The organism is Paenibacillus xylanexedens, assembly GCF_001908275.1.
GTDB classification, from domain to species: domain Bacteria; phylum Bacillota; class Bacilli; order Paenibacillales; family Paenibacillaceae; genus Paenibacillus; species Paenibacillus xylanexedens_A.
In genome coordinates, this window is record NZ_CP018620.1 from 356,255 (window position 1) to 381,793 (window position 25,539).

Annotated in this window: 25 protein-coding genes; 3 read left to right on the forward strand and 22 right to left on the reverse strand. The window is 47.8% G+C overall.

The window, feature by feature from the left end; translation table 11 throughout:
• Positions 1-139: 139 nt before the first annotated feature.
• The 10 genes from BS614_RS01410 to lspA form a co-directional block, all read right to left on the reverse strand.
• The gene (locus BS614_RS01410; RefSeq protein ID WP_036671595.1) at positions 140-1,549 is read right to left on the reverse strand and encodes an MATE family efflux transporter; all 1,410 of its coding nucleotides are present in this window, start codon (positions 1,547-1,549) and stop codon (positions 140-142) included.
• A gap of 237 nt (positions 1,550-1,786) precedes the next feature.
• Entirely contained in the window at positions 1,787-2,650 is an 864-nt protein-coding gene (locus BS614_RS01415) for a carbohydrate ABC transporter permease (RefSeq protein ID WP_074096637.1), read from the reverse strand.
• Between the two features lie 216 nt (positions 2,651-2,866).
• Complete coding sequence (locus BS614_RS01420) at positions 2,867-3,748, reverse strand: carbohydrate ABC transporter permease (protein ID WP_036606643.1); 882 nt, start codon at positions 3,746-3,748, stop codon at positions 2,867-2,869.
• A 38-nt stretch (positions 3,749-3,786) separates the two neighbouring features.
• Complete coding sequence (locus BS614_RS01425; protein ID WP_074092688.1) at positions 3,787-5,106, reverse strand: extracellular solute-binding protein; 1,320 nt, start codon at positions 5,104-5,106, stop codon at positions 3,787-3,789.
• A 114-nt stretch (positions 5,107-5,220) separates the two neighbouring features.
• A complete protein-coding gene (locus tag BS614_RS01430; protein ID WP_074092689.1) occupies positions 5,221-6,015 on the reverse strand; it encodes a response regulator transcription factor in 795 nt (264 codons plus the stop codon).
• Positions 6,005-7,768: a cache domain-containing sensor histidine kinase gene (locus tag BS614_RS01435; RefSeq protein WP_084174361.1), complete on the reverse strand. Its 1,764-nt coding sequence runs from the start codon at positions 7,766-7,768 to the stop codon at positions 6,005-6,007. Before BS614_RS01435 ends, BS614_RS01430 begins: the two co-directional genes overlap by 11 nt.
• 340 nt (positions 7,769-8,108) lie before the next feature.
• A complete protein-coding gene (locus BS614_RS01440; RefSeq protein ID WP_036606635.1) occupies positions 8,109-8,936 on the reverse strand; it encodes a carbohydrate ABC transporter permease in 828 nt (275 codons plus the stop codon).
• Complete coding sequence (locus BS614_RS01445) at positions 8,936-9,802, reverse strand: carbohydrate ABC transporter permease (RefSeq protein WP_074092691.1); 867 nt, start codon at positions 9,800-9,802, stop codon at positions 8,936-8,938. The genes BS614_RS01440 and BS614_RS01445 overlap by 1 nt, the downstream gene beginning before the upstream one ends.
• A 24-nt stretch (positions 9,803-9,826) precedes the next feature.
• A complete protein-coding gene (locus tag BS614_RS01450) occupies positions 9,827-11,017 on the reverse strand; it encodes an ABC transporter substrate-binding protein (protein WP_425320289.1) in 1,191 nt (396 codons plus the stop codon).
• Between the two features lie 298 nt (positions 11,018-11,315).
• Entirely contained in the window at positions 11,316-11,807 is a 492-nt protein-coding gene (lspA, locus tag BS614_RS01455) for a signal peptidase II (RefSeq protein ID WP_036606631.1), read from the reverse strand.
• 230 nt (positions 11,808-12,037) lie between these two features.
• On the opposite strand from lspA, the gene BS614_RS01460 reads away from it, so the two are divergent.
• The gene (locus tag BS614_RS01460) at positions 12,038-12,517 is read left to right on the forward strand and encodes a heme-degrading domain-containing protein (RefSeq protein ID WP_084174362.1); all 480 of its coding nucleotides are present in this window, start codon (positions 12,038-12,040) and stop codon (positions 12,515-12,517) included.
• Between the two features lie 78 nt (positions 12,518-12,595).
• Here the strand turns inward: BS614_RS01460 and BS614_RS01465 are convergent, their stop codons facing one another.
• The 10 genes from BS614_RS01465 to BS614_RS01505 all read right to left on the reverse strand — a co-directional run bounded on the left by BS614_RS01465 (position 12,596) and on the right by BS614_RS01505 (position 21,507).
• Positions 12,596-13,543 carry a nucleoside hydrolase gene (locus BS614_RS01465; protein ID WP_074092692.1) on the reverse strand — a complete coding sequence of 316 codons (948 nt, stop codon included), beginning with the start codon at positions 13,541-13,543 and terminating at the stop codon, positions 12,596-12,598.
• Between the two features lie 244 nt (positions 13,544-13,787).
• Entirely contained in the window at positions 13,788-14,192 is a 405-nt protein-coding gene (locus BS614_RS01470) for a DUF350 domain-containing protein (RefSeq protein ID WP_017691702.1), read from the reverse strand.
• Positions 14,174-15,577 (reverse strand): glutathionylspermidine synthase family protein, encoded by a 1,404-nt coding sequence (locus BS614_RS01475; RefSeq protein WP_074092693.1) that lies wholly within the window; start codon positions 15,575-15,577, stop codon positions 14,174-14,176. Before BS614_RS01475 ends, BS614_RS01470 begins: the two co-directional genes overlap by 19 nt.
• Before the next feature lie 4 nt (positions 15,578-15,581).
• Complete coding sequence (locus tag BS614_RS01480; protein WP_036671603.1) at positions 15,582-15,866, reverse strand: hypothetical protein; 285 nt, start codon at positions 15,864-15,866, stop codon at positions 15,582-15,584.
• Entirely contained in the window at positions 15,866-16,288 is a 423-nt protein-coding gene (locus BS614_RS31910) for a hypothetical protein (RefSeq protein WP_244898250.1), read from the reverse strand. The genes BS614_RS01480 and BS614_RS31910 overlap by 1 nt, the downstream gene beginning before the upstream one ends.
• A 437-nt stretch (positions 16,289-16,725) precedes the next feature.
• Positions 16,726-18,807, reverse strand: coding sequence for a ribosomal protection-like ABC-F family protein (gene abc-f, locus BS614_RS01490; protein WP_074092694.1), 2,082 nt, complete (start codon positions 18,805-18,807; stop codon positions 16,726-16,728).
• 98 nt (positions 18,808-18,905) lie between these two features.
• Positions 18,906-19,067 carry a hypothetical protein gene (locus BS614_RS31735; RefSeq protein ID WP_167544363.1) on the reverse strand — a complete coding sequence of 54 codons (162 nt, stop codon included), beginning with the start codon at positions 19,065-19,067 and terminating at the stop codon, positions 18,906-18,908.
• Positions 19,068-19,180: 113 nt separating this feature from the next.
• The gene (locus tag BS614_RS01495; protein ID WP_074092695.1) at positions 19,181-19,465 is read right to left on the reverse strand and encodes a hypothetical protein; all 285 of its coding nucleotides are present in this window, start codon (positions 19,463-19,465) and stop codon (positions 19,181-19,183) included.
• 53 nt (positions 19,466-19,518) lie between these two features.
• Positions 19,519-20,517, reverse strand: coding sequence for a glycosyltransferase (locus tag BS614_RS01500; protein WP_074092696.1), 999 nt, complete (start codon positions 20,515-20,517; stop codon positions 19,519-19,521).
• An 18-nt stretch (positions 20,518-20,535) separates the two neighbouring features.
• Positions 20,536-21,507, reverse strand: coding sequence for a phosphotransferase family protein (locus BS614_RS01505; protein WP_084174364.1), 972 nt, complete (start codon positions 21,505-21,507; stop codon positions 20,536-20,538).
• Between the two features lie 172 nt (positions 21,508-21,679).
• Here BS614_RS01505 and BS614_RS01510 point away from each other — a divergent pair, with 172 nt between their 5' ends.
• Together BS614_RS01510 and BS614_RS01515 are read left to right on the forward strand one after the other, a co-directional pair.
• On the forward strand, positions 21,680-22,270 hold the full coding sequence (locus tag BS614_RS01510; RefSeq protein WP_036671691.1) for a TetR/AcrR family transcriptional regulator: 591 nt from the start codon (positions 21,680-21,682) through the stop codon (positions 22,268-22,270).
• 311 nt (positions 22,271-22,581) lie between these two features.
• Positions 22,582-23,160, forward strand: coding sequence for an NAD(P)H-dependent oxidoreductase (locus BS614_RS01515; protein WP_074092697.1), 579 nt, complete (start codon positions 22,582-22,584; stop codon positions 23,158-23,160).
• Positions 23,161-23,752: 592 nt separating this feature from the next.
• Here the strand turns inward: BS614_RS01515 and nikE are convergent.
• Both nikE and BS614_RS01525 read right to left on the reverse strand, forming a co-directional pair.
• Complete coding sequence (nikE, locus tag BS614_RS01520) at positions 23,753-24,553, reverse strand: nickel import ATP-binding protein NikE (protein WP_074092698.1); 801 nt, start codon at positions 24,551-24,553, stop codon at positions 23,753-23,755.
• A gap of 161 nt (positions 24,554-24,714) precedes the next feature.
• Positions 24,715-25,521, reverse strand: coding sequence for an ABC transporter ATP-binding protein (locus BS614_RS01525; protein ID WP_074092699.1), 807 nt, complete (start codon positions 25,519-25,521; stop codon positions 24,715-24,717).
• Positions 25,522-25,539: the final 18 nt, after the last annotated feature.

The following is a 25,539-nucleotide window of genomic DNA, read 5'->3' on the forward strand; positions in this document are numbered from 1 at the left end:
GGAGATGCAAAAAGAGCCAATCACGGATTGAATCCTTTCCGTAATTGACTCTTCTGGGAAACTGCTGCCCTGTGGCTACTGTAGAGCCACTTCATTGATCTACAGCAGGTTCATTTATATCTTTGCACAACATTCTTCGTCAGACAGCCGGTACCGGCTGTGCACCAACCTCTTCATCATCATGCTCCACCAATTCATGTTTCTCCCAGGCTCTACTCTTCCAGCGGAAGTACATAATAACCGCGCGGGTCCACTCATCCGCCGCAATGGCAAGCCACACACCAGCGAGCCCCAGATGAAGCTTGAATATGAGCAGATATCCGAGTGGCAGACTCATGCAGACCATGGAGATCAGCCCCATGTATACCGGGAACTTTGCATCCCCTGCCGCACGCAGGGAACCAATGATAACAATATTGCAGGTACGTCCGGTTTCGAGCAAAAGACTGAGCAAAATTACCTGAGCCCCCAGCTTGATAATTTCCGGATTATCCGTAAATATGCTCATCAGAGGCACACGGAAAAAAATGATGATTACATCAATGATAACCGTGGCCAGAAGGGCCCATTTTACACTGTCAAAAACACGTTTGTACGCATCATCCTTGCGCCGCGCACCTACAAGCCGGCCTACAATGATCGATGTCCCCATACCAATCGCCATGCTGAACAAGTAGATATAGCTGGAGATATTACCCGCATACTGCTTGGTTGCCATGGCTTCTGCGCCCAGATAGGTCACATACAGCGTGAACACGAGCTGGCAGGAATGATATACCATGGACTCCATCGCAGACGGAATGCCAATCCGCAGAATTTTGCCAATGAATTTCTTGGACAACTTAATGTAGTATTCAAAATCCACCCGTACCTCGCTCACACGATACAACAACCAGAAGAAGATCAGCAGGCAGATAAACCGGCTTCCCACCGTAGAGATTGCTGCCCCTTCCACTCCAAGCTTCGGAAGGCCGAAGTGTCCAAAGATCAATGCATAGTTACCAACAACGTGAATCACGTTCATGAATACAGCGACATACATCGTTTCTTTGGTATAACCATGTGTACGAATCGTCGCAGCCAGCGCATTAATGAGCGCCTGAAGGAAGATACCGCCACCAACGATATTTATATACGAACGGGCAAAATCATAAATTTCGCCTTGAATGTTCAGGAGTGATAACAAATGTCCTCCGAACAGAAGGAAGATTCCGCTCAGGACCAGACCTACGATAAGATTCAGTGTGATCGCATTACCTGTAACCTGTGCTGCTTCACTTAACTTTTTCGATCCGATATATTGTGCCACTACAATCGCAGCACCATGTCCAATGACTTCCAATACAAGGATAGCGATAGAAATAATCTGATTGGCTGCTCCAACGCCAGAGACCGCATTATCGGATACCGAGCTGAGCATGAGCGTATCCACGCTCCCCATCAACATAAATAAGAAGAGTTCCAGGAAAATAGGCCATGTAAGTCGAATCAGATTCAGATCCTTGGCATCAGAACGAAGGGACTCTTTGGTTGAGGATATTGCTGTCATTTTCTCACCTTTCCCATGTGGGCTTTAATTCTTAGGGTATGTTAGCACAGGTGGTTTGAAAATGCAGTAGTTTTGCGAAAATAGTTGAAAGTTTTTTGCAATTCCATAAATAGGTATTTTCAGCGTTTTCATCAAGCTCCGTGTCTGTACACCTGCCAGAGGTTTTAGAAGACAAAAAAGGCCCCTCCCAACTCGCTTTTAAGCAAGTAATGGAAGGGCCTTAAGACCCTCAGCCTTTTAACCTTTAACAGAACCCGCAGCAATTCCCTCCACGATTCGATTACTCAGGATGAGAAATGCAATCAGGATCGGCAAAATACTAATCATTAGCGTCGCACCAATGGCTCCCCAATCTGTTGTATATTGACCGATAAAGTTCTGTACCCCAACAGTTAAGGTCTTGTACGAATCTGTACTGATGAACGTATTAACAAAGATGAACTCATTCCAGTTATAGATCATGTTGATGATGGCCGTTGTGGAAATGACCGAAGACGTCATCGGCAGCACAATCCGAAAGAAAATCCGATGCACGGAGCAGCCATCCATCACTGCGGCTTCTTCCACTTCACGGGGAAGCGCGTAGTAGAATCCCAGTAGTATCATAATGGTAATTGGCATATTAAAGGCAATGTAAGACAGGATGACTGACAAAGGATGATCTGTGAGATGAAGCTTTAGGAACAAGCTGAACAGCGGGATCAACGTGGAGTGTACAGGGATCATCAGACCCACCATAAATAGCCCCAGCACCAGCGAACGACCCTTCCAGCGCATACGTGTAATGGCAAAGGTCACCAGACTGGCAAACAGCACGGTGACCACCACCGAGACCACCGTAATCCATACACTGTTGAAGAAGTACAAGCTGATATTTCCCTCTGTCCATACCTTGACATAGTTTTCCCAACGCGGGGTAGCAGGAAGGGAAAAAGGCGCCATGTCGAATACTTCCTGATTATTTTTAAGCGAGAACAACAGCAGCCATACCAAGGGTAAAATTTGCAGCAAAGCTACCAGGGACAATAGGAAATACAGCAGAATATATCCGAATCTCCTTAACCATGCCGAACCTCGGCCTGTCCCCGGGTAAGTTGGCAATCTAACGGCCGTATCCGTCTTCACCGGGATGTACCTCCTTTCATTTCACTAGGGCGTGTCTGGAAACTCCGAAGGTGGCAGATTTTGCCGAATTTTCGTTCCAAGCAAGGAAATTTTCCGCAGGCGTGCCGGGGCACGTCAAGGGAAAGTGACGCAGCAGGGGGCGAAAAGGCGGTAAAAGATGCACTTCAGCGAGTTTTCAGACACGAACTAGCGTCAGGAATACTGGATCGTATCTTTGGATGCCGTCGCTTTACGAAGCAGCCAGGTAACCAGCAGACAGATCAAGAGTAGGAAGAACCCTACAGCACTACCGTAACCAAAGTCGAAGCTACGGAACGCCTGACGATACATATAGGAGGCCATCACTTCGCTGGAGCCGTTCGGTCCGCCATCGGTCATCACGTAGATGAGATCAAAATACTTTAGTGAGCCTACCACAGCCAGTACAACGGTCACCTTGATGACTTCAGTAATTAGCGGCAGCTTGATTCGAAAAGCGATCTGCCAAGGGCTTGCCCCATCAATCCGGGCTGCTTCCACCAGAGATTCCGGAATATTTTTGAGGGCCGCATAATAGATCAAAATATAGAAGCCTGCATACTGCCATAGAATCGGTACGAACAGTGCATACAGCACCAGTGATGGCTCCGCCAGCCAGGCTGGCGGATTGCTGAAGCCAATCGCTTCCAGAAAGGTGTTCAGCACACCATTGCTTGGATGGTAGATCTTGAGCCATAACTGAGCGATCGCGACCGAAGACAGCAGCATCGGGATCAAATATATTTTACGGAACAGATTGGCCCCCTTGATCTTGCCTGACAGCACCAAAGCGATCATCAGATAACCGATCAGACTCAGCGCAGAGAACAAAGCAAGCAAAAAGGTATGATTCGCACTCTGCCAGAATGTTCCGTCTTGAAGAAGTCTGGCGTAATTATCCAATCCAATAAAGGTCATTGCACCGATCCCGTCCCATTGCATCAACCCATAATACCCGGTGAGCACGATCGGGATGTACACCAAGACCAGCAGCAGAAGCAGTGCAGGAAGCACGTACAACGCAGCAACGAGACGGTTGGACATGACTTTGTCCATCACATTATCCTCCCTTCAAGCGTTCAAACGTGTGTACGTCAATTGCCTTTATCAATTGCAGCCTGATGATTCTTCACAAAGTCCTCCGGTGTTACCGCTTTGCCAAACAATGCCTGAATCATGTCCAGATGTGCCTGAGCGGCTGCCGGTTTCATCTGTACGTCTGCAAAGAGCGTAAGGCTGCTGGCCTGATTCAATTCGTTCAGCAGGTCAATATAGAGCTGTGGCAACTGTACTGCCGCCGTATCCACTTTGGTAGCCGGGATGACGCCTGCTTCAGTTACCGAACTTTCACCCCATTTTTCCACAAAGTATTGCACAAACTTCTGCGCTTCTTCCTTCACTTTGGAGTTCTGGGCCACGAACAACCCTACACCTGGACCACCTACCCAGCTATTAATATCGCTCTTGCCATCTTCCATTGTTGGGAATTTGAAAAATCCAATCTTGTCTTTGAATTCCTGCGGGATGTCCGGGTTAGTCGTGAAGTTTGGCAGTTCCCAGGTACCCATCAGATACATAGCAGCTTTTTCGTTCATGAATTCGGATTTGCCCTCATCGTTAGACAACCCGTTAAAGCCTTTGTTGAAAGCATTCATATCCACCAGTTTTTGTACCTCGGCAGCAGCTTGAGTCAGCGCAGGGTCGTCAAACTTGCCAGAGCCATTGATGGCCTTTTCCAGTGCATCTCCACCTAACCGATTCGCCAGATACATATACCAGAGTGAGCCGGTCCAGCGGTCTTTATTGCCCAGTGCGATCGGCACCTCACCGTTCTCTGTCAGTGTCTTCAGCACACTCAGGAATTCATCATACGTTGCTGGCGGCTGCAAGTTATATTTTGCAAAAATGGCTTTGTTATAATAAATGGGGGAGATATTCAACTCGATTGGTAGCGCATATGTTTTACCGTCTATCGCATAAGCTTCTGTTGTTCCGGCTATGAATTTGTCGCCCAGCGAGTCGCTCAGAAGATCATCGACCGGTGCGAACAGGTTCCCCTTCACATAAGGCTCCAGAAATCCAGCAGCCCAAGTTACACCCACATCGGGAAGTTCATTGGATGCAGACAGGATTTTCAATTTGTTCTTATATTGTTCATTCTCTAGCACTTCCTGCTTAATGGTTACATTCGGATGATCCGTTTGATACTGCTTGATGATATCGTTGACCAGTTTGTTTTGCTGTGCGGAACTGCCTGCTGGCCAGAGGTGCATAAATTTGAGGGTTACTTTCCCATCTGTGCCGTTGCTGCCTGTTTCACCCTCTTCATCCGAACTTGAACTGTTACATCCGGATAAAATTACGGCGAGAACCAGCGTCCATGACAGAAGAATGGCCATCGTCTTTTTGCTCATTATTCCAACCCCCTTGGTTTTATCGGTTAATGTAACCGCTTTAACCAAATTGTAGCACGCGCCTATCACACCTATAAGACCAGAACAATTTGGAAAAACTCCACTTTTTTGAGGTTATTTGTTACTTCGTTCAGATAGGGAATGCCGATATTTGCTTGGACTTAGCCCCTCAAGACTTTTAAATACTGTGATAAAATACTTATCCGTCTGATAACCCACCTGTTCAGCAATCTCCGAGATTGGCATCGTTGTCTGCACAAGCAACTCCTTCGCGCGCTGAATGCGTTTGCGGGTAAGATATTCACTAAAATTGATGCCGATCTGTTCCTTGAACAATACGCTGAAGTAACTGGAGTTGAGATGGAGTAGATCAGCAATTTCACGCATGGTCACATGTTCACCCAGATGAGCATCCACATAGGTCAAAGCTTCACTGATCTGGCTATTGAGCCTTTGTTCTCCGCGCTCCTTAACATCCAGCAGCTTGGGGTCAACCATTTCTTGCATCGTTTGAATACGTCTCTGTTGTTCGCTGAACTTTAGGGCTTTTTCGACGGTCTGCAGCAATTGTTCCTTATCAATCGGTTTCAACATATACTCCACAACACCCAGCTTAATGGCCTGCTGGGCGTATTGAAAATCGGCATGCCCCGACATAATCAGGACAACAGGCTTGTTCGAAAAATGTTGAATGGCTTCAATCAGAGACAAGCCAGAGAATTCCGGCATGCGAACATCCGTTATTAACAGATCTGCCGGCTTTTTCTTGAGCCATTCCACAGCCTCGACGCCACTTTCTGCAGTCTGAATGTGATTTCTCCCTGCCGACCATCCTTCCAGTGTTTTGCGAATACCCTCTCTTGTACGCGGCTCATCATCCACGATAAGAATTGTTTTGTCATGAATCATATGCACCCTCCGTTCCCATGGGAATCTCAAAACAAATGACAGTTCCTTCCCCAACCTTACTTGTTATGGAAAGCTTACAACGTTCACCAAGTTGGCTGCCAAAGTAAAGCATCAGTCGCCGATGTACGTTGATTAGACCTACACCTGTCCCCTTCTTGGACACAGCCGGCCCGCCATGTAAAGTATGAATGACAGATTGAAGCCGTAATTCATCCATACCGGGACCATCATCCCGAACCTTAATGCAAACTAGATTTTTCTCGGTCAAAGCATCCACATGGATGCTTATTTTTCCCGGTCCCAGTTTACTTTCAATCCCATGAAGAATCGCATTTTCGACCAAGGGCTGTATAAGAAGTTTCGGTATTGCGACCTTACGCACCGTATCACTCAGCTGAATCTCCCATTGCATTCTCTCTCCCAACCGCATCTGCATAATTTGAAGATAACGCTCGGCGTGTTCCAGCTCGTCGGCAATCGTAACCCATTCATCCTGCTGCGAACTGGAGATGATATAACGAAATAATCGGGACATCGCCACAACCATACGTGCCATCTCCTCGTCTCCCTTCTCCTCAAGGGACCAATAGAATGCCTCCAGTGTGTTGAATAGAAAATGGGGATTAATCTGAGACTGCAACGCCTTCAGCTCAGCCCGGGACTGCATGACTTCCTTCTCATGAACCACACGGGTCAATTCATTCTGCCTGTAGACCATCTGGTTATATACGTTGTTAAGTTCATTGATCTCCATCGTAGAGCTAACCATTAGATTAGGTCTCATTGCTCCCGGCTCTGCACTGCGCATGGCCCGCATCAGCCGTATGAGTGGACGTGTAATCATGGTGGACAGGAAGAAGGACATGATAAGGAACAGAACAACACCAATCATTCCCGAGACGAGCAACGCTGTTCTCAGGATGGATACACCTTCCGTTGTCTCCCGCAACGGGGTCAGGACAGCAAGTGTCCATCCCGTTAACTCCGATTTTTGCCTGACAACGATATAGGATTCCTCCCCGTTCTGCACGACTGATCCGCTGTCCAATATGGCCTTTGGATCGAGATTAATTTCCAGATCGGAACTCACCACTTCGCCTGCACCATCCAAGAGCATGATAGAGTCCTGCGAACCATCTGTCCCATTCGAATCATTGAGTTGAAAAAAACTACGCTGCATCCGCACCACCACATAACCTCCGTGTTCGAAAGAATGATCCAGCAGGTTAATCCGCCGAATAGCCAGGAGCACACCCGGATCTTCAGGGTCAGCGCCTGCCCATACCAGTCTGCCTTTTCCTTCATCCGCTAAGCTGATCCAGTTGCGCTCCACTCTGAGATCGAGGGATCGGTCATCCATCGGAAAGATCCGGTTATAACCCGTAGTGTATATCTCCATACTTTGTGCGCCATTAATGAAAGACTGATAACTGCCTGCAATCTGCAAGAGAGCTTGGCGCTGATTAAAGGTTGCCGGGTTGCCTTGCTTCTCATCGCTAAGCAGACGCTGCACGTATGAATCATCCGCCACTTGGGCGGTCAGCGAATTCACTTGTGCAATGAGTGCATCCAATCTGCCACTGGCTTGGACAGCGGTTTGATGAATATGTTTCTCCGCATTGCTTTTCAGCAGGGCAGCTACCCGATCATAGGCCGATATGCCTGCGAGCAAAAGAACAACAAGCATCACCATAACAAAACCAATGAAGATCTGATTGCGAAGTGAGTTAAAATGTCCTTTTTTCCCGTGCAACTTCCCCATTCTCCTCTCTTTTTGGCATGTAAAAGAACCCACCACCTTACGCCCGTGCTCTTGAAGACTGGGTACAAACGATGCCGGATTTATCTACGTATTCAGTTTTTCTCGTTAAAGCGCTTGCATAATTGAAACTTAATCTTCTTCTCTTCTAGTCTTTGTTTATCGATTAAACTAACGACTAAAAAATAGCATAGTTTTACAGGTTAATCAATCCTCCCGAAGAGTTCCCAAAAGTTAGATGACAAGGATCAAAAAAAGAGAGGGGTCTTTTAAAGTCCACCTCTCTTTTTTCATATCCCTTCACAACATATCCTTTTCTGTGACACATCTTCAGTTATTTCACGGACCCTTGGGTAACCCCGTTGATGATCCACTTCTGCGCAAACAGGTAGATGATAATCATCGGAAGCAACGCGAGCAGGTAGGATGCAAACGCAAGGTTAAATTCAGTATTGAACTGTCCTTGGAATACATACTGTACCAGCGGCAGCGTGTACTGTCCCGGATCACTGATAATAATGAGTGGCAGCAAGAAGTCGTTGTACGTGGACAGACAGGTCAAAATACCAACCGTGGCACTGATGGGTGCCATGAGCGGGAAAATAATTTTCCAGAATGTGCCCCAGGTTGTCGCCCCATCCACAAACGCCGCTTCCTCAAGCGCTACCGGAATGGACCGGATGTATCCCACGTACACAAATACGTTGAATGCCAGGCCATATACCGTGTGCAGCAAGATCAGACCTACCAGATTTGTCATCTCCAGCGATGCGGTCAGCTTAACAATCGGCAGCATGATGATTGGGAACGGAATGAACATCGCGCTGACGAAGTAATAATACAGTCCTTTGAAAAACTTGCGTTTCTCCATATTCCGCGCAATCGCATAGGCCACCATCGAGTTACTGAGCAACGTCAAAAGCACAGTTGATGCGGTAACGATCGCACTGTTACGGAACGATTGGAAGAAGTTTGTCATGTCGATAGCTCTCGCGAAATTCTCCCAGTGAAGTGTGGTCGGAATGGCAAAGACCGACTGGGCCATCTGTTCCGGATTTTTCAAAGCAATCGTAACGGTCATATATAATGGGAACAGGATAAACAGGGTACCCAGCACAACAAGCAGCATAACGAGCCAATTGATTCGTGTACGGCTTCTCATTACAGATCCATCTCCCTTCTTTGCAGGAACCGGATTTGCAGAATTGAAATCACCGCAATAACGATGAAGTAAATAACCGAGTTCGCAGATTGATATGCATATTCGCCGCCTTCAAATCCACCGGTGTAGATCAGATGGGAGATGGACTGCGTCGCCCGTCCGGGACCACCGTTGGTCAAGGCTACGATTTGGTCAAAGACCATAAGTGAATTTTTCATCGCCAGTACCATATTAATGGTGAAAAATGGGGCAATAAGTGGGAATGTAATGCTCCAGAATTCACGCCATTTGCCTGCGCCGTCGAGGTTGGATGCCTCGTACAGTGTCGTTGGTATCGTTTGCAGACCAGCCAAATACAGAATCGTATTCAGGGCCACCGATTGCCATACTGCAACAATGACGATACCGATCCAAGCCAGACTCTCGCTGCCGAGAATGTTGGTGGATAGCGCATTGATGCCCAGATTTTGTCCCCAGATCGGAAATACGTTGGAGAACAGGTAGTTAAATATGTAACCTACGATCAGTACACTCAGAATATTGGGCAGGAAGTAGATGCCGCGGAAGAAATTACGGAACTTAATCTTGGCATTCAGCCCGAGTGCAATGAGTAAGCTTAGAATATTGGTCAGGATCGTCACCACGATCGCAAATTTGAACGTAAACCAATAGGCATTGCCTACATTGTCATCTTGGAACAAGTTGAAATAGTTTTTAAAGCCAACAAAATCATAATCTTTCCCGAATCCGTTATAATTCGTAAATGAATAATAGATGCCCTGGAGGGCCGGCAGTGTCATAAATACAAAGAACAATACAACCGCCGGAACCGTCATCCAGTAATAAGGTGCGATACGCTTGTTCATACTCCATCCTCCTTCTGACAAGGCTTAGCGCCGATTAGCAACCTTGTCCCATTCTTTGTCGAGTGTATCTAGATAGTTGTCGATGTTTTGGTTCTGCAAAAAGGACTGTACGATGGAATTCAGCTGCACCGCAGCCGGAATATAGTGATCGGGAAAGTCAATAACTTTGCCCTGCTCGATATATGGCATCAATTCCTGTACGGCAGGATCATCCTGCTTCACGCCTTCTACCGCAGAGAACAGCGTCTGTTCGTCAATATATCTTCCGATATTTTCAGGCTCTAATAGAAACGCAATAAACGTCTCTGCCTGTTCGCGATTAGGCGTGTCCGCCGCAATGGTAAACAGGGAGTCGATCCCGTTCACCAGCTTGATCTCGCTTGCATCGTTGCCCGTAGGGAATGGGAAGAAACCGATATCGACATTTGGGTTCGCTTTGCGAATCTCCGAGATGGCCCAGGTTCCCTGGATGTACATAAAGGCTTCACCGTTAGCAAAGGCACGGTTACCGTCCGAATAAGCTTTACCAAAGTTATCGCCGTGACCGTATTTCATGAGTTCCAGTTGCTTCTCAGCTACCTCGCGGTACTTCTCCTTGAACGTCACTTTGTTATCGCGTCGCTCTTGGTAGAAATCAATACCGACCAGATTGGAGGCCAGTGCATTGAACGGCAGGCTCGTCTGCCAGTCATCCTTGTATGTGAAATAAAATGGAATCTCACCTGCATCCTTAATCTTTTGGGCGGTCGCAATGAGTTCATCCCACGTCTTGGGCACGTCCAATCCCATTTCCTTAAACAGCGTTTTGTTGTACATGATGCCGTTTGCATTAGTCGCGTAAGGAATACCTGTCACTTCGTCCATGCCTGTGAGATCATTCAGCATTTGTATGTAGTTCGGATCAATCGTCTGGAGTAATGTGCTATCCGTCAGATCGGTGAAAATATCACTCTGAGCCAGAATGGAATAGGTGTCGGTTGCCCCCATGGCCATAATATCCGGAATATCATTTTTGACGACACGCGTCTTCAGTACTGTCTCCGCATCGGGCGGATTCACCTGTGTCACTTGGATATCGTCATGCTCCGCATTAAACGTTTTAATTAATTCATCAAAGGTTGTTTTGGCTTCAGGCTTGTTCTGGAAAAATTCAATCTGCACTTTGCCATTCGCGCTATCTCCACTGGTACAGGAAGATAAAAGTACAGCCATCATTCCACACAGCAACATTGTCCCGAGAGCCTTGGTAAGCGTTGTTCTCATGTTGTACCTCCCTCAGCTTTATACGTAAGAATTTACCCATTCAAATGGTGAAATAACCATTTGGTTAATCCTTCCAAACCGACTTCAATCTGAATGGATGATATAGGTCTTTATTATTTCTAAAACGGTTTCGGTAAAAATGAATCACGGCAGTTCTTCCCATGACCCGAATTGGGCATAACAAAAAGGACACTGGATGATATCCAATGTCCCTCATTTTTTCAGCTTACGTGTAAGCCTTTATTGCATGTTACGAACGTTCTGCTTTCGGCAAAGCATTGCGTAAACGCTTGGCTCGATAACTCTGATATGCACGAATCAACATGCCAATGATAATCATGACCACACCAATGTTAATTGCGACATCAGCGAGATTCAAAATCCCGCGTCCTGACGGAAATACGAGGAAATCCGTTACCCGGGCATAGATAAATCGATCGATTGCATTTCCCAACGCCCCGCCAACCATAAAACCCGCGCCAGCTTGCATCCAGAAACCGCGAATCTCACCTTTACTCCGGTAATACAGCATGCCTGCTATGAACAGAACAGCAATCACACCGAACAGACGCGCATTTCCCTGAAACATGCTGCCAGCCATCCCACTGTTCTCGTAATGCTGTAACTGCATGCCCGAGTTACCCAGTCTCATGACGTCGCCAACTTCCATATACATCCTCACTGCAATCTTGGTTCCCTGGTCCACCAAAGTCACCAGCAGTGCTACAAAATAAAACAGCATCGTGCTTCTCCTCCTGCCTACGTAGCAATAACTTATTTTAACTTTAAGAGTTATGTATATTAGGTTCCCTTCACTTTAACACAGCCGATGTACGGTCTCCAAATGAACGGTCTTTAACCACGCAAATAACGTCCACTAACATCGTTCAGACTGCATCCAGAAGGGACTACACCAATCCATGTCGAATGTAGACATCAATCATATATGTATGTAAAGGGGCTGCCTGTAATTTGAACCTGACCACGACAGAGAAATTAAAGGAAATGCAACAGGAAGAAAAGGACTTGCTATTTGACACATTTGATTCTGAAACAGCACTCCAACTTGGCCAGCATCTGGTTGAAGAAGCGAAGCGTCGTTCCCAAGCCGTGACCATCGACATAACCCTGAAGGGACATCGTCTCTTTTTGCATGCGATGGAAGGCACTCATCCCGACAACGAAGACTGGATTCGACGCAAGAACAACGTGGTGAATCATTTCTCCTCCAGCTCTTGGCACACGGCTCTGCGGTTGAGAAGCGAAAATCAAACACTTGAGCAAGACTTCAATCTGCCTTCATCGGACTATGTCCTGGCTGGTGGCGCTTTCCCGCTTATTCTGGAAAATGAGGGACAAGTCGGCACCATTACAGTATCGGGTTTGCCTGATGAAGAAGACCATGATCTGGTCACGACAGGAATCCGCTCTTTTTTGTTGCAGCAGAGTTAGATTAAAATGGGCAATAAAAAATCCGTACCTGGGATAGGCACGGATTTTCTTCTTTTTCCTGTAGTTAAATTCCTGCGTTTATTGGATCGCTGAGAGAACGTCCAGCAGCATGGATTTGAATTTGGGCCGATCAATGGCTTCACAGACACGTACATTCGGCTCTTTGCCAAAACGTCCGTTGATATCAACTACACTGTATCCACGTGTCAGTTCTCCTGCCGCTTCCACATCCACATAATATTGACCCGACTTGGTCATGATGGATTCATCTGCCGCAACAGCCATCAACAACGTATCGGGATGAGTGGTGCCATTCAGCTTATGTACCGACTTGTTGAACTGCATAACCACTTTGTTGATTGCGGTGAAGAAATCGGCACCCGATGTACCGAGAGCTGCAATCTCTGCATGATCGTCATCATCCATCACTGAATATTGCGTGCACATCTCCCAGCCAACCATCGTAATCGGAATGCCTGCATTCAGTACAATTTTCGCTGCTTCCGGGTCCACGTAGAAGTTATACTCCGCTGCCGGTGTGATATTACCCAGTGCATTATTCGTTCCACCCATGATGTACAGATGAGCAATCTCCGGAATAATCGTTGGGTCCTTTTGGATCGCCATTGCAATATTCGTCAGCGGGGCAATCGCCAGAAGTTCAATTTCACCTGGATGTGCATGCACCTTCTCAATGATAAAATCAACCGCATGCCCGCTCTCGGGACGCTGATCTGCCTTCGGGAAATGCGCGCCGCCCATACCATCATCCCCATGCACATCTTCCACTGTGCGGTGCTGAGCTTTACCGTAGGCCATTAGCGGACGCTCGCAACCTTTATACACAGGCACCTTGCCGCCATGTCCAGCAACCTGTACCGTGTACAGGGCATTTTCAACCTCCTGGTCGAATTGTACGTTACCGCCCGTAATGGTGATGCCTTCCACCTGAAAGTGATGCAATGCCGTCAGGATCGCAATCGTATCGTCTCCTGCTGTATCTGTATCGATGATGACTCTTCTCATGATGCCGCGCTCCTTCTTCCGTCTGATATTCATTTAGAACAAAAATACAACATTACACTTAATAACTCTGCGTACAGAACAATCTTAAGATCGCTGTTACCCTCAGATTTTTTTATATACCCTTTCAAAGGTAAAAATCCAATGATAAAGGCGAACGCTTCGCTTCTCCAGATTTTTTCTGTCCTCTTCGTTTACGTGTAAACACTATATTCATTCTAAATTATCGTTTACCTCTAGGCTTATTTTACATTAAAAACGTACCGATGACGATGGAAACGCCGATGATAATCGAACGGAGCAGCTGGGCTACCGCCATATTGCCTCGTGCGATTTCGTCACATACCCGCATTTTCGGAATCAGGAAATCAAATATAATATAGACCAGGCACAGCACAATAATTCCAAACGCCGACCACAGCAGCATATCCAACCACGAATGCGTCGAGAAAGATACCATGCCCACAATAATACACAGTCCCAATAATTTGCTGCCCATGTACATGCCCGCCGCTTCGTTTCCTTTGGCGATCTCCTCACTATCGTTATACCGGGTCAATTTGCTAAAAGCGAAATATCCACATACCAATACCACCAGCAGAATGCCTACACCCACCGCCACATTCACGAGATTTAATCCCAAGTTCTCCATTCCATCTTCTCCTCCTCATCATTCATCCGTTCACGAACCGCAGCTGCGCAATAATAGGCCATATCTCCGGTTACTTTCTCCCCGACCCTTGGTAACAACCCAGCCAAACGCCCAGCGATAACAAACACCCCTGTAAGCAGATAACCGCTGTACGCTCCATCTTCCGTCTCGATCACAACCTGTTCCATCGGCACCAGCTGCTGATAGATTTTGGGCTGATTTTCGTAATAAGCTGTAATCTCTTCATCCTCGTCTGTTGACCCAGTTGCAAGATTGGATTCCAGCGCCTCATTAAGAGGATGCTCCATATCCTGCTTTCTAAAGGCATTGTCCGTACCTCCATCCAGCAAAAGAGTACCTCTGCCCTCGCGTCCCCAATAGCTTTTGGCTACATATGGCGTGGCGTTCAGCTCGAAGGGCTCAGCCGAAAAATAGGTGGGCAGCAGATATCGGGAAATCACGTCCATCTCTGCTTCATCAAAGAGGGTAAACCCGCAATATTCCGGGGTTTGCTCGTTACGCTCGTAGAGCGACCAGATTGCCGCCATGAAACCTTTGCTCTGCATCAGTACATGCTGAACGGGATTCATCAGGCCCAGTCGTCCCTCACGTACAAGTTCAAGCAGCGCAGCCCCAATGTCCACCCCTGTCTTCTCATCCCGATCATCGATCAGATACTCCAGCGGATAAAGGCGATACAGCAAGTTAATCTCCCGCCCCCTATGGTAAAGCGCCTCTCCCGGAACAATCTCCAGTTCCTCAAGTGGAGCATAGAAAACTTCGTATCCCGCTTCCTGACAGCGTTTCATCAGGTATTCCGTATTTGTACGATCTTCGACATGTTCGCCAAAAGAAGTGAATGTCACCGGACCCTTCAATCCTTGGTTTGCGTAGAATTCGAGCCATATCCTGAAACACTCCCGAATACGTGTATCCATCTCGGCAGATGGTGCAGTTAGCGTAGCATCATCAGCAAGACCGACCAGGATATTTTCCAATGCAGCAACCTCCGGTATACCCGTAGGAGTGTCCGTATTATTTTCAATACACTTGGGCCCAGCTTCTCCGATAATCCAGTCCTGACGGGTAATGCCTCCAGTTACCAACTCCATACGTGCCGTCGGAATAAGCCCGGGATGGATACCCAGCTGATGCTCCAAAAAAGAATCCGGCATGTATTGCTGGATAAATCGCATCACTTTACAGTAAATGCCGTCTACCGCCTCGGCTGCAATACGCAGCTCCTGTACCTCCGAGGGAGAATAGACCGTTAATGCTGGCACACAATATTGCTTCCCGTACATTCGATGATATGGAATCTGTTGTTCCGTTTCACCCTGAAATACCTCTTCGTGACTTAACGGCAGTTGAACCACTTGCCTCATCCGGTTATCCTCCCGAGCTGCGGAAGAAGCTACCGAAGCCGCTTGATTTGGACTTGGATTTGCTATAGGAGCTGTTACTGTCCTTATTGCTTCGATACGACGACCCACCGTAGTAATAGTGTCCGCTACTGGAATCATATTCACATCCGGTATCATACTCCGGGTCACATTCATCATTGTTGCTGCCACAACCGGATAACACGGCAGGAACCGCCAGCATCAGGGAGAACGCAACCAGCTTTGCTTTTGAACCGGGTTTCGATGCTTGCCCCCGCTCTTGGTCACTCATTACAGATCCACCTCTTTCATATAAAACAACACTTTCTTGCGATCCGCATCCAGCACGGAATACAGGAATTCATACGTCTTGCCACCCTGAACCATGTAATGGTCCAGCAGTTGCTCGGCAAGCTCCATCGTATAGGTGGATGACGCTGTGAGTTCCAACTCCTGAAATGAACGTCCATTCCACAACATATACTCTGCACTGTACATGGAGGACATTTTGCACATCGCCAGCGCAGCATCCGCAATGGCTGCACCGTACTCATCCGGCATCTGTTGCTCATACGCCGTTACATATACTGCATGTTCCCGCCCATCCTGGCATTCATTGGACAGATGCGCCCAGAGTTTGTTTTTCACCAGAGTGGCATCCACCAGTTTGCGCATGAACAGTTCATCTCGCGTGACTGAAGTCTGTTCCAGCACTCCCGTCTCCGCCTGTCGATCATCCGACCAACTCCGATACGTCAATGAATAATAGATACCGATAACCTCCCTTTTTGCGAGCTCTTAGGTGAGCCGTTTCAATTCATACAAACGTATTTAACGCAAGTGGAGGTAAAAAGTTACACTATTGAATCAATTTCATAGTACCTTTAGCTGCTTCAAATCAAGGCTAGACATAGATCAAAATGGTTTAATTTGTCTATGTCTAGTTACAAAACTCCATTTTTAGTGATTTATGAAATTGATTCTATTCCCCATGACATGTAATAAAGAACATATTGGCTACCTTCGTTCTCAATTTAAGGAAGCAGGAAATAACATACTGTTTTCTACTTTTGGTATGTAATTCAGTTCAAAAAGGCCGGAGATGATTCTCCGACCTCGCTTGTTCAATCTTATGCTCATGCCATTCGGACTTATAACTCAGCCCATTGTGCCAATACATCATTATATTCAGCGGACAATTGCTCGCGATCATTCCAGATTTGTTCCAGTTCGAGCGGATTGTTCTGTACCATTTCCAACTGTTGGTCCAGCACCTGAATCTGTGCCTCAAGACGAGCCAAAGTCTGTTCCAGCTTCTCCGCAGACGGTTTGTTGCCATTGCCACTTCTATGATTAGATGCAGCTGTTGCCGAAGGGGTCAACGCCTTACCTGATTCAGTAGAAGCTTTATGATCATGACTTCCACCGGCAGCTACAACAGTGGATCCGTTAATTGTCGAGGTTGCTCCTGGCTTCTTCCCTGATCTGGCAGTCCCGCCGGGCGTGGACGTTAAACCTGACTTCATCTCTGACTTGGCGTTCCCACGAGAAGAAACGCCCACGCCTGCTGTAGCCTGAGTTGTCGCCGCCGCACGAGCTTGCAAATCAAGCTTCTTCTCACGATACGCCTCATAGTCTCCCAGATAAGCGGTCATCTGTCCGTCCTCCAGTTCCCAGACACGGGAAGCGAGGCGATTGACGAAGTACCGATCATGCGAGATGGCAAGTACGGTTCCTTCAAAATCAACCAGTGACTCTTCCAACGCTTCTCTCGACGCGATATCCAGATGGTTGGTTGGCTCATCGAGCAGCAGTACATTGGGTTTGCGTTGCACCAGAAGAGCTAGCCGCAGACGCGTCCATTCCCCACCAGATAATTGCCCGACAGAGCGGAATACATCCGCTCCATAGAACAGATATCGGGCCAGAATTCCGCGGGCTTCTCCCTCTTCCACGCCTGCCTCCAGACGGAAGTATTCGAGTACATTCAGCTTCGGATTCGTGGGTTCCTCCTGTTGAGCCAGATACCCTACATCCACGCGTGCTCCCCACTCCAGCTTGCCCGCATTGGGCTGCTCGTCACCAAGCAACAGTTTGAACAAGGTCGTCTTGCCGGAGCCATTGCGGCCAATGAGTGCAATTTTATCCCCATATTCCAGCAGACCCGAGATTCCGCGCAGAATTTCATGCTCACCATAGCTCTTCTCGACCTGTTCCAATACCGCTACCCGTTTACCCGTTCGATCCGTAGGACGCACATCGAACTCGGCATTGCGGCGCTCCAGTACAGGACGCTTCACCTGTTCCATCCGCTCGATGGCTTTACGCATAGAAGCCGCCCGTCTGAAGAACTTTTCATTGCCGCCCACACGACCCCATTCCTCCAGTTGGCGAATTGTTTCCTTCATTTTCTTGATAACCTTCTGCTGCTCCTTGAACTCCTCGAATTGCTGCAACAGCCGTTGTTCCTTCACTTTCATATATTCCGTATAACCGCCAGCAGACGTTTCTGCTTCTCCATCCTCCAGCTCCAGTGTTCGATTCACGACCCGATCCAGAAAATAGCGATCATGCGAGATCAGGACAATGGTGCCTGGGTATTCTCGTAAAAATCCCTCCAGCCACTCGACCCGCTCCAGATCGAGATGGTTCGTCGGCTCATCCAGCAATAACAGATCAGGTTTTACGATCAGCTGCGAGGCCAGCACAACCCGGGTCTGTTCCCCACCGGACAGGGAACCGAAGCGCCATTCATAATGCGCCTTGGCGATATCCAGACCGTCCGCCACCTGATCGATCCGGGCATCCATTTCGTATCCACCCTCACGCTCGAACTGGTCTTGCAGTGCCGCGTAGCGTTTCAGCAGGCGCTCCAATTGATCAGGATCTGCTGCACATGCCGGATCGGACATCTGCTGCTCCATTTCCTTCATTTGCGTGCGACATATCATAAGCTCCTTGAATCCAAGACTCAGTACATCCAGAACGGTATGGTCATCCAGTCCTTCTGGAACTTGGGCCACGTAACCCATTCGTGTATCTTTCTTGATCATCAATTGTCCTTCATCCGGCTTGTTCAGCCTTGCCATCAGGCGCATAAGTGTGGTCTTGCCGCTTCCGTTGCGGCCGATTAGGGCGACCTTGTCACCTTCCATAATTTCAAACGTAATGCCGTCCAGCACCAGATGTGCTCCGTGGTATTGAGTCAGTTGTTGCGCGCTAATCATTATCATAATAAGGTTCCTCCTATGGTATGGAAGATCCTGACCGCAACACAAAAAGAGCCGCAGGAGGTTAGCTCCGCGGCCCTTCAGAATTCAAGCAATATCGCTTATCGTCCGAAAGAGGTCAAGGCAGGCATCTTCTCGCAAATGTTAACTTCCGTATATTCAAAATTGGACAGACTTCTCCCCTTGGTCAGAAAAGTATGAACAATGCCAGCCATAGCAATCGGCAGCTGGCTAATACGGTTGTTAAGCATCTCGTGATTCACCTGTCTTCACCTCCCTTGTCATAATTAATGTCAATATATCACAGACGAATGCATTCCTGCAACCATCCTATCGCCCAATTCAATCATACTGTACAGTAGTTTCATTCTTACGCTTAATTCCTGCCCCGTCGCCGAAGCATTACATCCCTGATCGCCACCGTAATAAGTGTTAACATTCCCGAGGTACCCAGTGATGCGCCGAGCAGGGCATATCCGATGCCGTTCCACCCGCCAATATCGATGCTGATCATGATTACAACGGCACCGCCGAGCAAGGCCACACATGGCAATATATATTGTACCCACGTCATTCGGCGTCCTTGCAACCGGTAGATAAGCCATTCAATCAGCAGCTGCACCGCCCACATTCCCAATGTCCACAAGATCAGTACTTCCATAAGGTTCCCCTCCTGTTGCTGGATGGATCAAGCCCTGTGTTACAGACCTTACGTTACTTCAACCAATCCGAGAAAAAGTGTCGGTACCCTTCTTTCATCTTCGTGCGCGAAAAGGCACCAAACGCATACTCCCGGTTGTCTTCTGACACACTGCGCGGCGCATCCGCAGCCATGTTCACCAGTTCAAACCAGTTATCCTCGTTGCCTGCAAAGGCATGCGTGGATCGAATGTGACCGTAGCAGGCATGCTCCGGTTTCACAACCATTTTGCCCATCGCCATCGCTTCCGTCAGCGGCATCGCAAACGTATCAAAGGCCGAACAGTTCCAATACACCTTGGATGAGTTCATCAACGTAAATATCTCATCCTGCGTGAGCGCAAACTTCAGCTTCACGTTGGCAGGAATGTCGTACATCTTCATGGTTTCCTTATAGCGTACACCGCCAAACACCATATATACTTCCTTGTCCGGGTTCTGCCGCGCATATTCCAAAACTAGATCTGGGCGACGATTCGCCTCATCCCGACCGATCCAAAGCACCCGATTATGCACAACCTGACTCGGATCATAGTGCCGATTCGCCAGCTCTTCGCTAAAGCCAATCGGGATGACGTTCACGTCATGTACACCGAAATTTCGGCACAGTTCTGTTTTCAAAAACTCCGTCTGCACAATCGCTTTATCCACCATTGTATAAAATGGCTTCATCATCTCATATCCCGTCAGCGCGGGATCGGGGAAACTGTGCGGGAACAATACACTCTTTGGTAAGAACATCTTCAAAAACGTAAACCCGGATACGGTGTAGATAACATGCTCTATATTTTGGCTATGAATCTGGTCCAGCACGATATCGTAGTTCACCAGGTCACCTTTCTCATGCTCATAACCCGGCAACCAGTCGTATCCGCTGACATGACGCTCCGGTGAGATGAACACAATATCCACGCCCAGCTCCAGACCAATCTGCTTCAGCCGATCCGCAAATACGCGTGGCCCCTGTGCTTCCGTGAATTGAATTTTACGCATAACAAGTCCGACTTTACGCAAGCTTCTCACCCCTCATTTCTATTCCTCAGCCATGAGCTTCATGCACTGTTCAAGCGTTGCTGCCGTCTCATGCCACTGGTTACGCAACTGTTCCTTCGGCCACACACATTCCTCACTTCTCAGGTCACCATCAATCAAACGCAGCATCCAGAGTGAGAATACAATAGCATAAGCGTCGTACCATTCTGCAAAAGAAACCCGTTCAATCTGCATGCCCAGGCTCCCCAGTTTGTCCAAATAAACATCCATGACCCGCTCTCGCAATGCAGGCGTAACCGTTCTGGGAAACAGCGGATGCGAGAGATCCACTAGGTGATATATATCCCACAGTGGCGTATTCAGATGGGCATGCTCCCAGTCCAAGATGACCAGTCTGCCGTCCACCTCCGCCATGTTACCTGGATGCAGGTCTCCGTGACACAAAACAGTAGGAAGTTCTTCCTCTGCCGTGAGGATCAACCTAGTGATCTTATCCCAATCGGATGCGGATAGCTGCATATTCAATCTGGATAACAGTTCATCCGTAGATTGCCTATACATTTGCAACTCGTCCAGCATCGTGCGAATGGACGGTTTCTGGCCTACGCGAGGCAGTTCGCTCCAATCCGTAACAGGCAGTGCATGCCACGCTGCCATATGTACCGCTGCACCGAGCATCGTCGCTTCTTGTGAATCATGCACCAGTTGCCCCAGATCCTCGTAGATCATCCAGCTCTGTGCCGGTGCAATGGTAAGATCCGACACTGCAATGAGTTGCGGATAGATTGGAGGTAGACCAGACATCACACGCTCGTACATCCATCGTTCCCGTCCATGCTGTGCAGGATTCGTCAGTGGTTTGAAAATATAACTTTCACCGGTAGAAACAGTGAATCGCTCCACATATCGTCCGTTCATTCCTTTATACAACTGTTCGCGGCTTGTTATATAGTGATCATTCAGCATTCCTTCGGGCGTCACCCAGCTGTATGCATCCAACTCTTCGTTCACGCTACCCACCCTCCATTTCGTTCTCCCTGCTACTCCGATGTTGATTTCTATTCATCATACGTTGCTGTTCACAAGCCTGCAAGCTTTGGTCGTAAGCGCTTATTCAGTGTCTCAATTCAGAGTTTCAAAATTGCTTATTGCATTTTGGTTAGTAATCACTTACTATACAATCATGAAGAACAAATCTCATGTGGATAGCAAAAAGAAAGATATCCTACAAGCGGCGATGCGCTTGTTCGCAACCAAAGGCGTTGACGGCATATCCGTCAAAGAGATCGGTGACGCCGCCGGAGTAACCGATGCGGCGATCTACAAACATTTTAAAAACAAAGATGCCGTTGCCCTGGAAGCCTTCACCCAATACTGTGTCGACTATACTGCACTAATTGATGGGTATGTTCGACAGGAAGGTCCGGTGTTGGAACGCTTCAAGCAACTGGTTACCGAGGTTCTGCATCTGCATGATGAAGATCCATACGGGCTGCTGCTAATTTCACAGAATCATGAAATATTCATTGAAGCCGGAAGCAGCGAGGATTACCGTCAGCCATTGGATGCGTTAATGGATCTGATCGATCAGGGAATGATGCGGGGAGAACTGCCTCAGCAGGATTCACGGCTCACAGCCGTGCTGGTGATCGGTGCAATTACACGTATGGCGGTCTCCAGTATGCAAGGTGAACTACCGGAGCTGTTGGTACCTTATACGGGGGAAACGGTTCACAGACTTGCATCGATGTTAGGGCAGGTACCCCAGGAGTAACAATGGAGATGGGATGAAGCTAGAAATGGATTAGCGGAGCGTAGGGAAAACGACGTGAGCAACTACATTGTTTCCGAAGGAAACAACCTTCGTAAGTTTCCGCTTATTTCGGCTGAATCCCATCTTCGATGCTGATGATGCCGCTAGGCATGATTCGTAATCAAAAGCGGACTTTTTGAACAACTTTTAAAAGAGAATCGTTAGCATACCATTAGGATATACGAATGGATTACCGGGTCATACGTGACCTTTTCTTTTTGCACATGAGGTTAGTGTTCATTAACTAAAATAGTCAGGATGTGTCATCTTCCATGAAAAAAATATTAATTATTCAAGGCAATCCCGTCTCCCCCAGTTACAACGACGCACTAGCCGAAGCTTACCGCAAAGGTGCGGTGCAGGCGGGTGCCGACGTCCGCATGATCACCCTGAACGAGTTGACGTTCAACATGAATCTGGAAGGAGGATATCGTAATAAACTTCCACTTGAACCAGATTTGCTGGAGGCCCAAGAAGCAATAAAGTGGGCCGAGCATCTCGTATGGGTGTTCCCAATCTGGTGGGGAGGACCGCCTGCCCTGTTGAAAGGTTTCGTTGACCGAATCTTCATGCCAGGTTACGCCTTCAAGTATCAAAAAGGAAAACCTTTCCCGGATCAACTGCTCAAAGGCCGCACCGCTCGCATGATCACCACGATGGATGGTCCGAGCTGGTACTTCAAATGGTTCCAAGGTGAGCCTGCACATAAAATGATGAAAATCTCCACATTTGCACTGACTGGCATCAAACCTGTGCGGATAACACCTGTAGATCAAGTTGGTAAAAAGTCAGATGAACAGAGAAAGAATTGGCTTGATAAGATTGAGCAGCTTGGGCGGAAGATGGGGTAAACACTCTTCTGCAAGAAAATCTCATCGGAAGTATATACTTCTCTCCAGATTTTCACGTTTTAAGTTAAATCAAAAATCTGTGGATACGCGCAATGTGAAGGTAGTCCTGTAATCCACGAGTGGTGCAATTGTATTTATAGTCTGACTTATATCAGAAAACAGGAAATGTGCCTATTCCCAGTTACAAAAAAAGGGTTGTCCCCTACGTCTTGTTCAAGACGTAGGGGACAACCCTTTTAGCATTCATTATGATCTAACGAACCGTAAACACGCTATTAGCGCCATTTCCGATAAGTCTGAGGTTTAACGAATCGTAGACGCGTTATATCCTCGATCTGTGTATCATTTTATGATTTTAAACTAGTTTGCACCGGAATAACTTCACTGAGGTTCGTTACATTTTGCATTCCACGCTAAATCGCCATTTAACACTGACTCGGTTCGTTAGCGACCTGCACTTAGAGAGACAAATCTGCACTACATACGCCAATCGCCCGCCTTTGGAAAGTCGACTTCGCATCAGTAATGCAATGGAAACAACCATGGTTAGCGCCCCAATGAACAGCCATCTACAACAAATACAAACAACGCATTACCTAAACGAAATACGACCCGACGGATGCTCAGGCAAAATAGCTGTAACCAACTGTTGCACAGCCGGATGATCCGACTGCATTACCGAACCCCCAGCATCACCGCTATAGACCAGCTTCCCCTGATCCATTACGGCAATGCGGTCACAGATCGTCATGGCGGCCCGAATGTCATGTGTAATAAAGAGATACGATAACCCGTAGGACGCTCTTAGCTCAGCCAATAGAGATAAGATTTGCGTCTGGTGCACCATATCCAGGCTGCTGATCGATTCGTCCAATACGATTAACTTTGGCTTGAGCGCGATGGCTCGTGCAATGTTAATTCGCTGTAATTGCCCACCGCTGAACTGGTGCGGAAGCTTGTTTGCATCCTCTGGTGTAAGTCCGACCTGCTCAAGCAGTTGTCCAATCACACGAAGTTGTTCTTTTGCCGAAAATCGCTCGTAATTATCCAGCGGCTCCCCGATGATCTGCGCGGCAGTCATGAGTGGATTCACAGCCGAATAACAGTCCTGGAACACGACCTGCAGATCGCGCCGTAATCCCTTAAGCACGGGTTTGCTGGATCGATAGATATCCTGACCCTGAAACAAAACCTGACCCTGGCTGGGCTTCTCCAGACCAAGAATGATTTTACCCAAGGTACTTTTACCTGCCCCGCTCGTACCCAGGAGCCCCAGACACACACCCTTTTCTATCGTAAGTGAGATATCTGCCAGCACAGGAGGACGCGCTCCCGAACGATCCAGCCAGTTGCGTTTGCCATAGCTATGGCTTACTTCACGTACCTGAAGCATCAGGTCACCCTCCTCTTTTGTACTTGGCAGAAGCAATCTCCGAAGAAGCTGAAATTACACATCACCATGTTCATTCCACCCCTACGCCTACCCACTCAAAACACAGTGTATTCCCGCTCTACACATACACTCACTGAACAATTCAACTCATCTGTGATTGACTATCGTCCCAAAGACATACTGGGTCTGGCATTTAACAACATCCGTGTATACTCATGCTGCGGGTGATCGAACAGTTGGTACACATCCGCCTGCTCCACAATCCGTCCCTTCTGCATGACCGCGACTTCATCGGCCATTTGCGAGATCACACCCAGATCGTGGGAGATGAGCAAGATGGATGTGCCATACTCCGTACGTAGCCGATCCAATTCCTGAAGCACCTTGAACTGATTCACGACATCCAGTGCCGTCGTTGGTTCATCAGCAATAACCAAAGCCGGTCGCAGGCACATCGATATGGCGATCATCACCCGTTGCAACATACCTCCACTCAGTTGGAAGGGATATCGCTTCATCAGTTTAGCTGGTTCGGGTAAGTTCATATCTGCCAAGGCAGCAATGGCCCGCTCTCTGGCAGCTGCTTTGGACATTCCCGTATGCGTACGCAAGGTTTCAATGAACTGAGATCCAATTGTGTATACGGGTGTAAAAGCATTCATCGGATTCTGCATAATAAATCCGATGTCCTTGCCCCGGATGCGTCGCATCTCCTCACCCGACAACGAGCCAAGCTCCCGTCCATTCAGACGGATGCTGCCCGACACTTCCATCCTGCGTGGATCAAGCAGATGGAGCAAGGCATTACATGTAACGGTCTTACCACTGCCACTCTCGCCGACCAGACCGAAGGCACGACCTTTTTTTAATTCAAAATCAATGGGCTCCAGTAACGGGACTGAACCCTCTGTTGTTCTAAGATTCACTTGCAGACCACGAACTTCGAGTACCTTCGCTACATCATCCATCGTTACGTTCACCCCTCG

Excerpts from the sequence above, each read along its gene's own strand:
- BS614_RS01440 (WP_036606635.1), bottom strand. The coding sequence starts at position 8,936 with ATGAGAAGCCGTACACGAATCAATTGGCTCGTTATGCTGCTTGTTGTG.
- lspA (WP_036606631.1), bottom strand. The coding sequence starts at position 11,807 with ATGCTGTTTTATTTTGTAGCACTGCTGGTGACTTTGGTGGACCAGGGA.
- BS614_RS01425 (WP_074092688.1), bottom strand. The coding sequence starts at position 5,106 with ATGAGCAAAAAGACGATGGCCATTCTTCTGTCATGGACGCTGGTTCTC.
- BS614_RS01515 (WP_074092697.1), top strand. The coding sequence starts at position 22,582 with ATGAAAAAAATATTAATTATTCAAGGCAATCCCGTCTCCCCCAGTTAC.
- BS614_RS01420 (WP_036606643.1), bottom strand. The coding sequence starts at position 3,748 with ATGGACAAAGTCATGTCCAACCGTCTCGTTGCTGCGTTGTACGTGCTT.
- abc-f (WP_074092694.1), bottom strand. The coding sequence starts at position 18,807 with ATGATAATGATTAGCGCGCAACAACTGACTCAATACCACGGAGCACAT.
- BS614_RS01410 (WP_036671595.1), bottom strand. The coding sequence starts at position 1,549 with ATGACAGCAATATCCTCAACCAAAGAGTCCCTTCGTTCTGATGCCAAG.
- BS614_RS01470 (WP_017691702.1), bottom strand. The coding sequence starts at position 14,192 with ATGGAGAACTTGGGATTAAATCTCGTGAATGTGGCGGTGGGTGTAGGC.
- nikE (WP_074092698.1), bottom strand. The coding sequence starts at position 24,553 with ATGCTTCAGGTACGTGAAGTAAGCCATAGCTATGGCAAACGCAACTGG.
- BS614_RS01450 (WP_425320289.1), bottom strand. The coding sequence starts at position 11,017 with ATGATGGCTGTACTTTTATCTTCCTGTACCAGTGGAGATAGCGCGAAT.
- BS614_RS01525 (WP_074092699.1), bottom strand. The coding sequence starts at position 25,521 with ATGGATGATGTAGCGAAGGTACTCGAAGTTCGTGGTCTGCAAGTGAAT.
- BS614_RS01465 (WP_074092692.1), bottom strand. The coding sequence starts at position 13,543 with ATGAGAAGAGTCATCATCGATACAGATACAGCAGGAGACGATACGATT.
- BS614_RS01495 (WP_074092695.1), bottom strand. The coding sequence starts at position 19,465 with ATGGAAGTACTGATCTTGTGGACATTGGGAATGTGGGCGGTGCAGCTG.
- BS614_RS01480 (WP_036671603.1), bottom strand. The coding sequence starts at position 15,866 with ATGAGTGACCAAGAGCGGGGGCAAGCATCGAAACCCGGTTCAAAAGCA.
- BS614_RS01430 (WP_074092689.1), bottom strand. The coding sequence starts at position 6,015 with ATGATTCATGACAAAACAATTCTTATCGTGGATGATGAGCCGCGTACA.
- BS614_RS01475 (WP_074092693.1), bottom strand. The coding sequence starts at position 15,577 with ATGAGGCAAGTGGTTCAACTGCCGTTAAGTCACGAAGAGGTATTTCAG.
- BS614_RS01510 (WP_036671691.1), top strand. The coding sequence starts at position 21,680 with ATGAAGAACAAATCTCATGTGGATAGCAAAAAGAAAGATATCCTACAA.
- BS614_RS01445 (WP_074092691.1), bottom strand. The coding sequence starts at position 9,802 with ATGAACAAGCGTATCGCACCTTATTACTGGATGACGGTTCCGGCGGTT.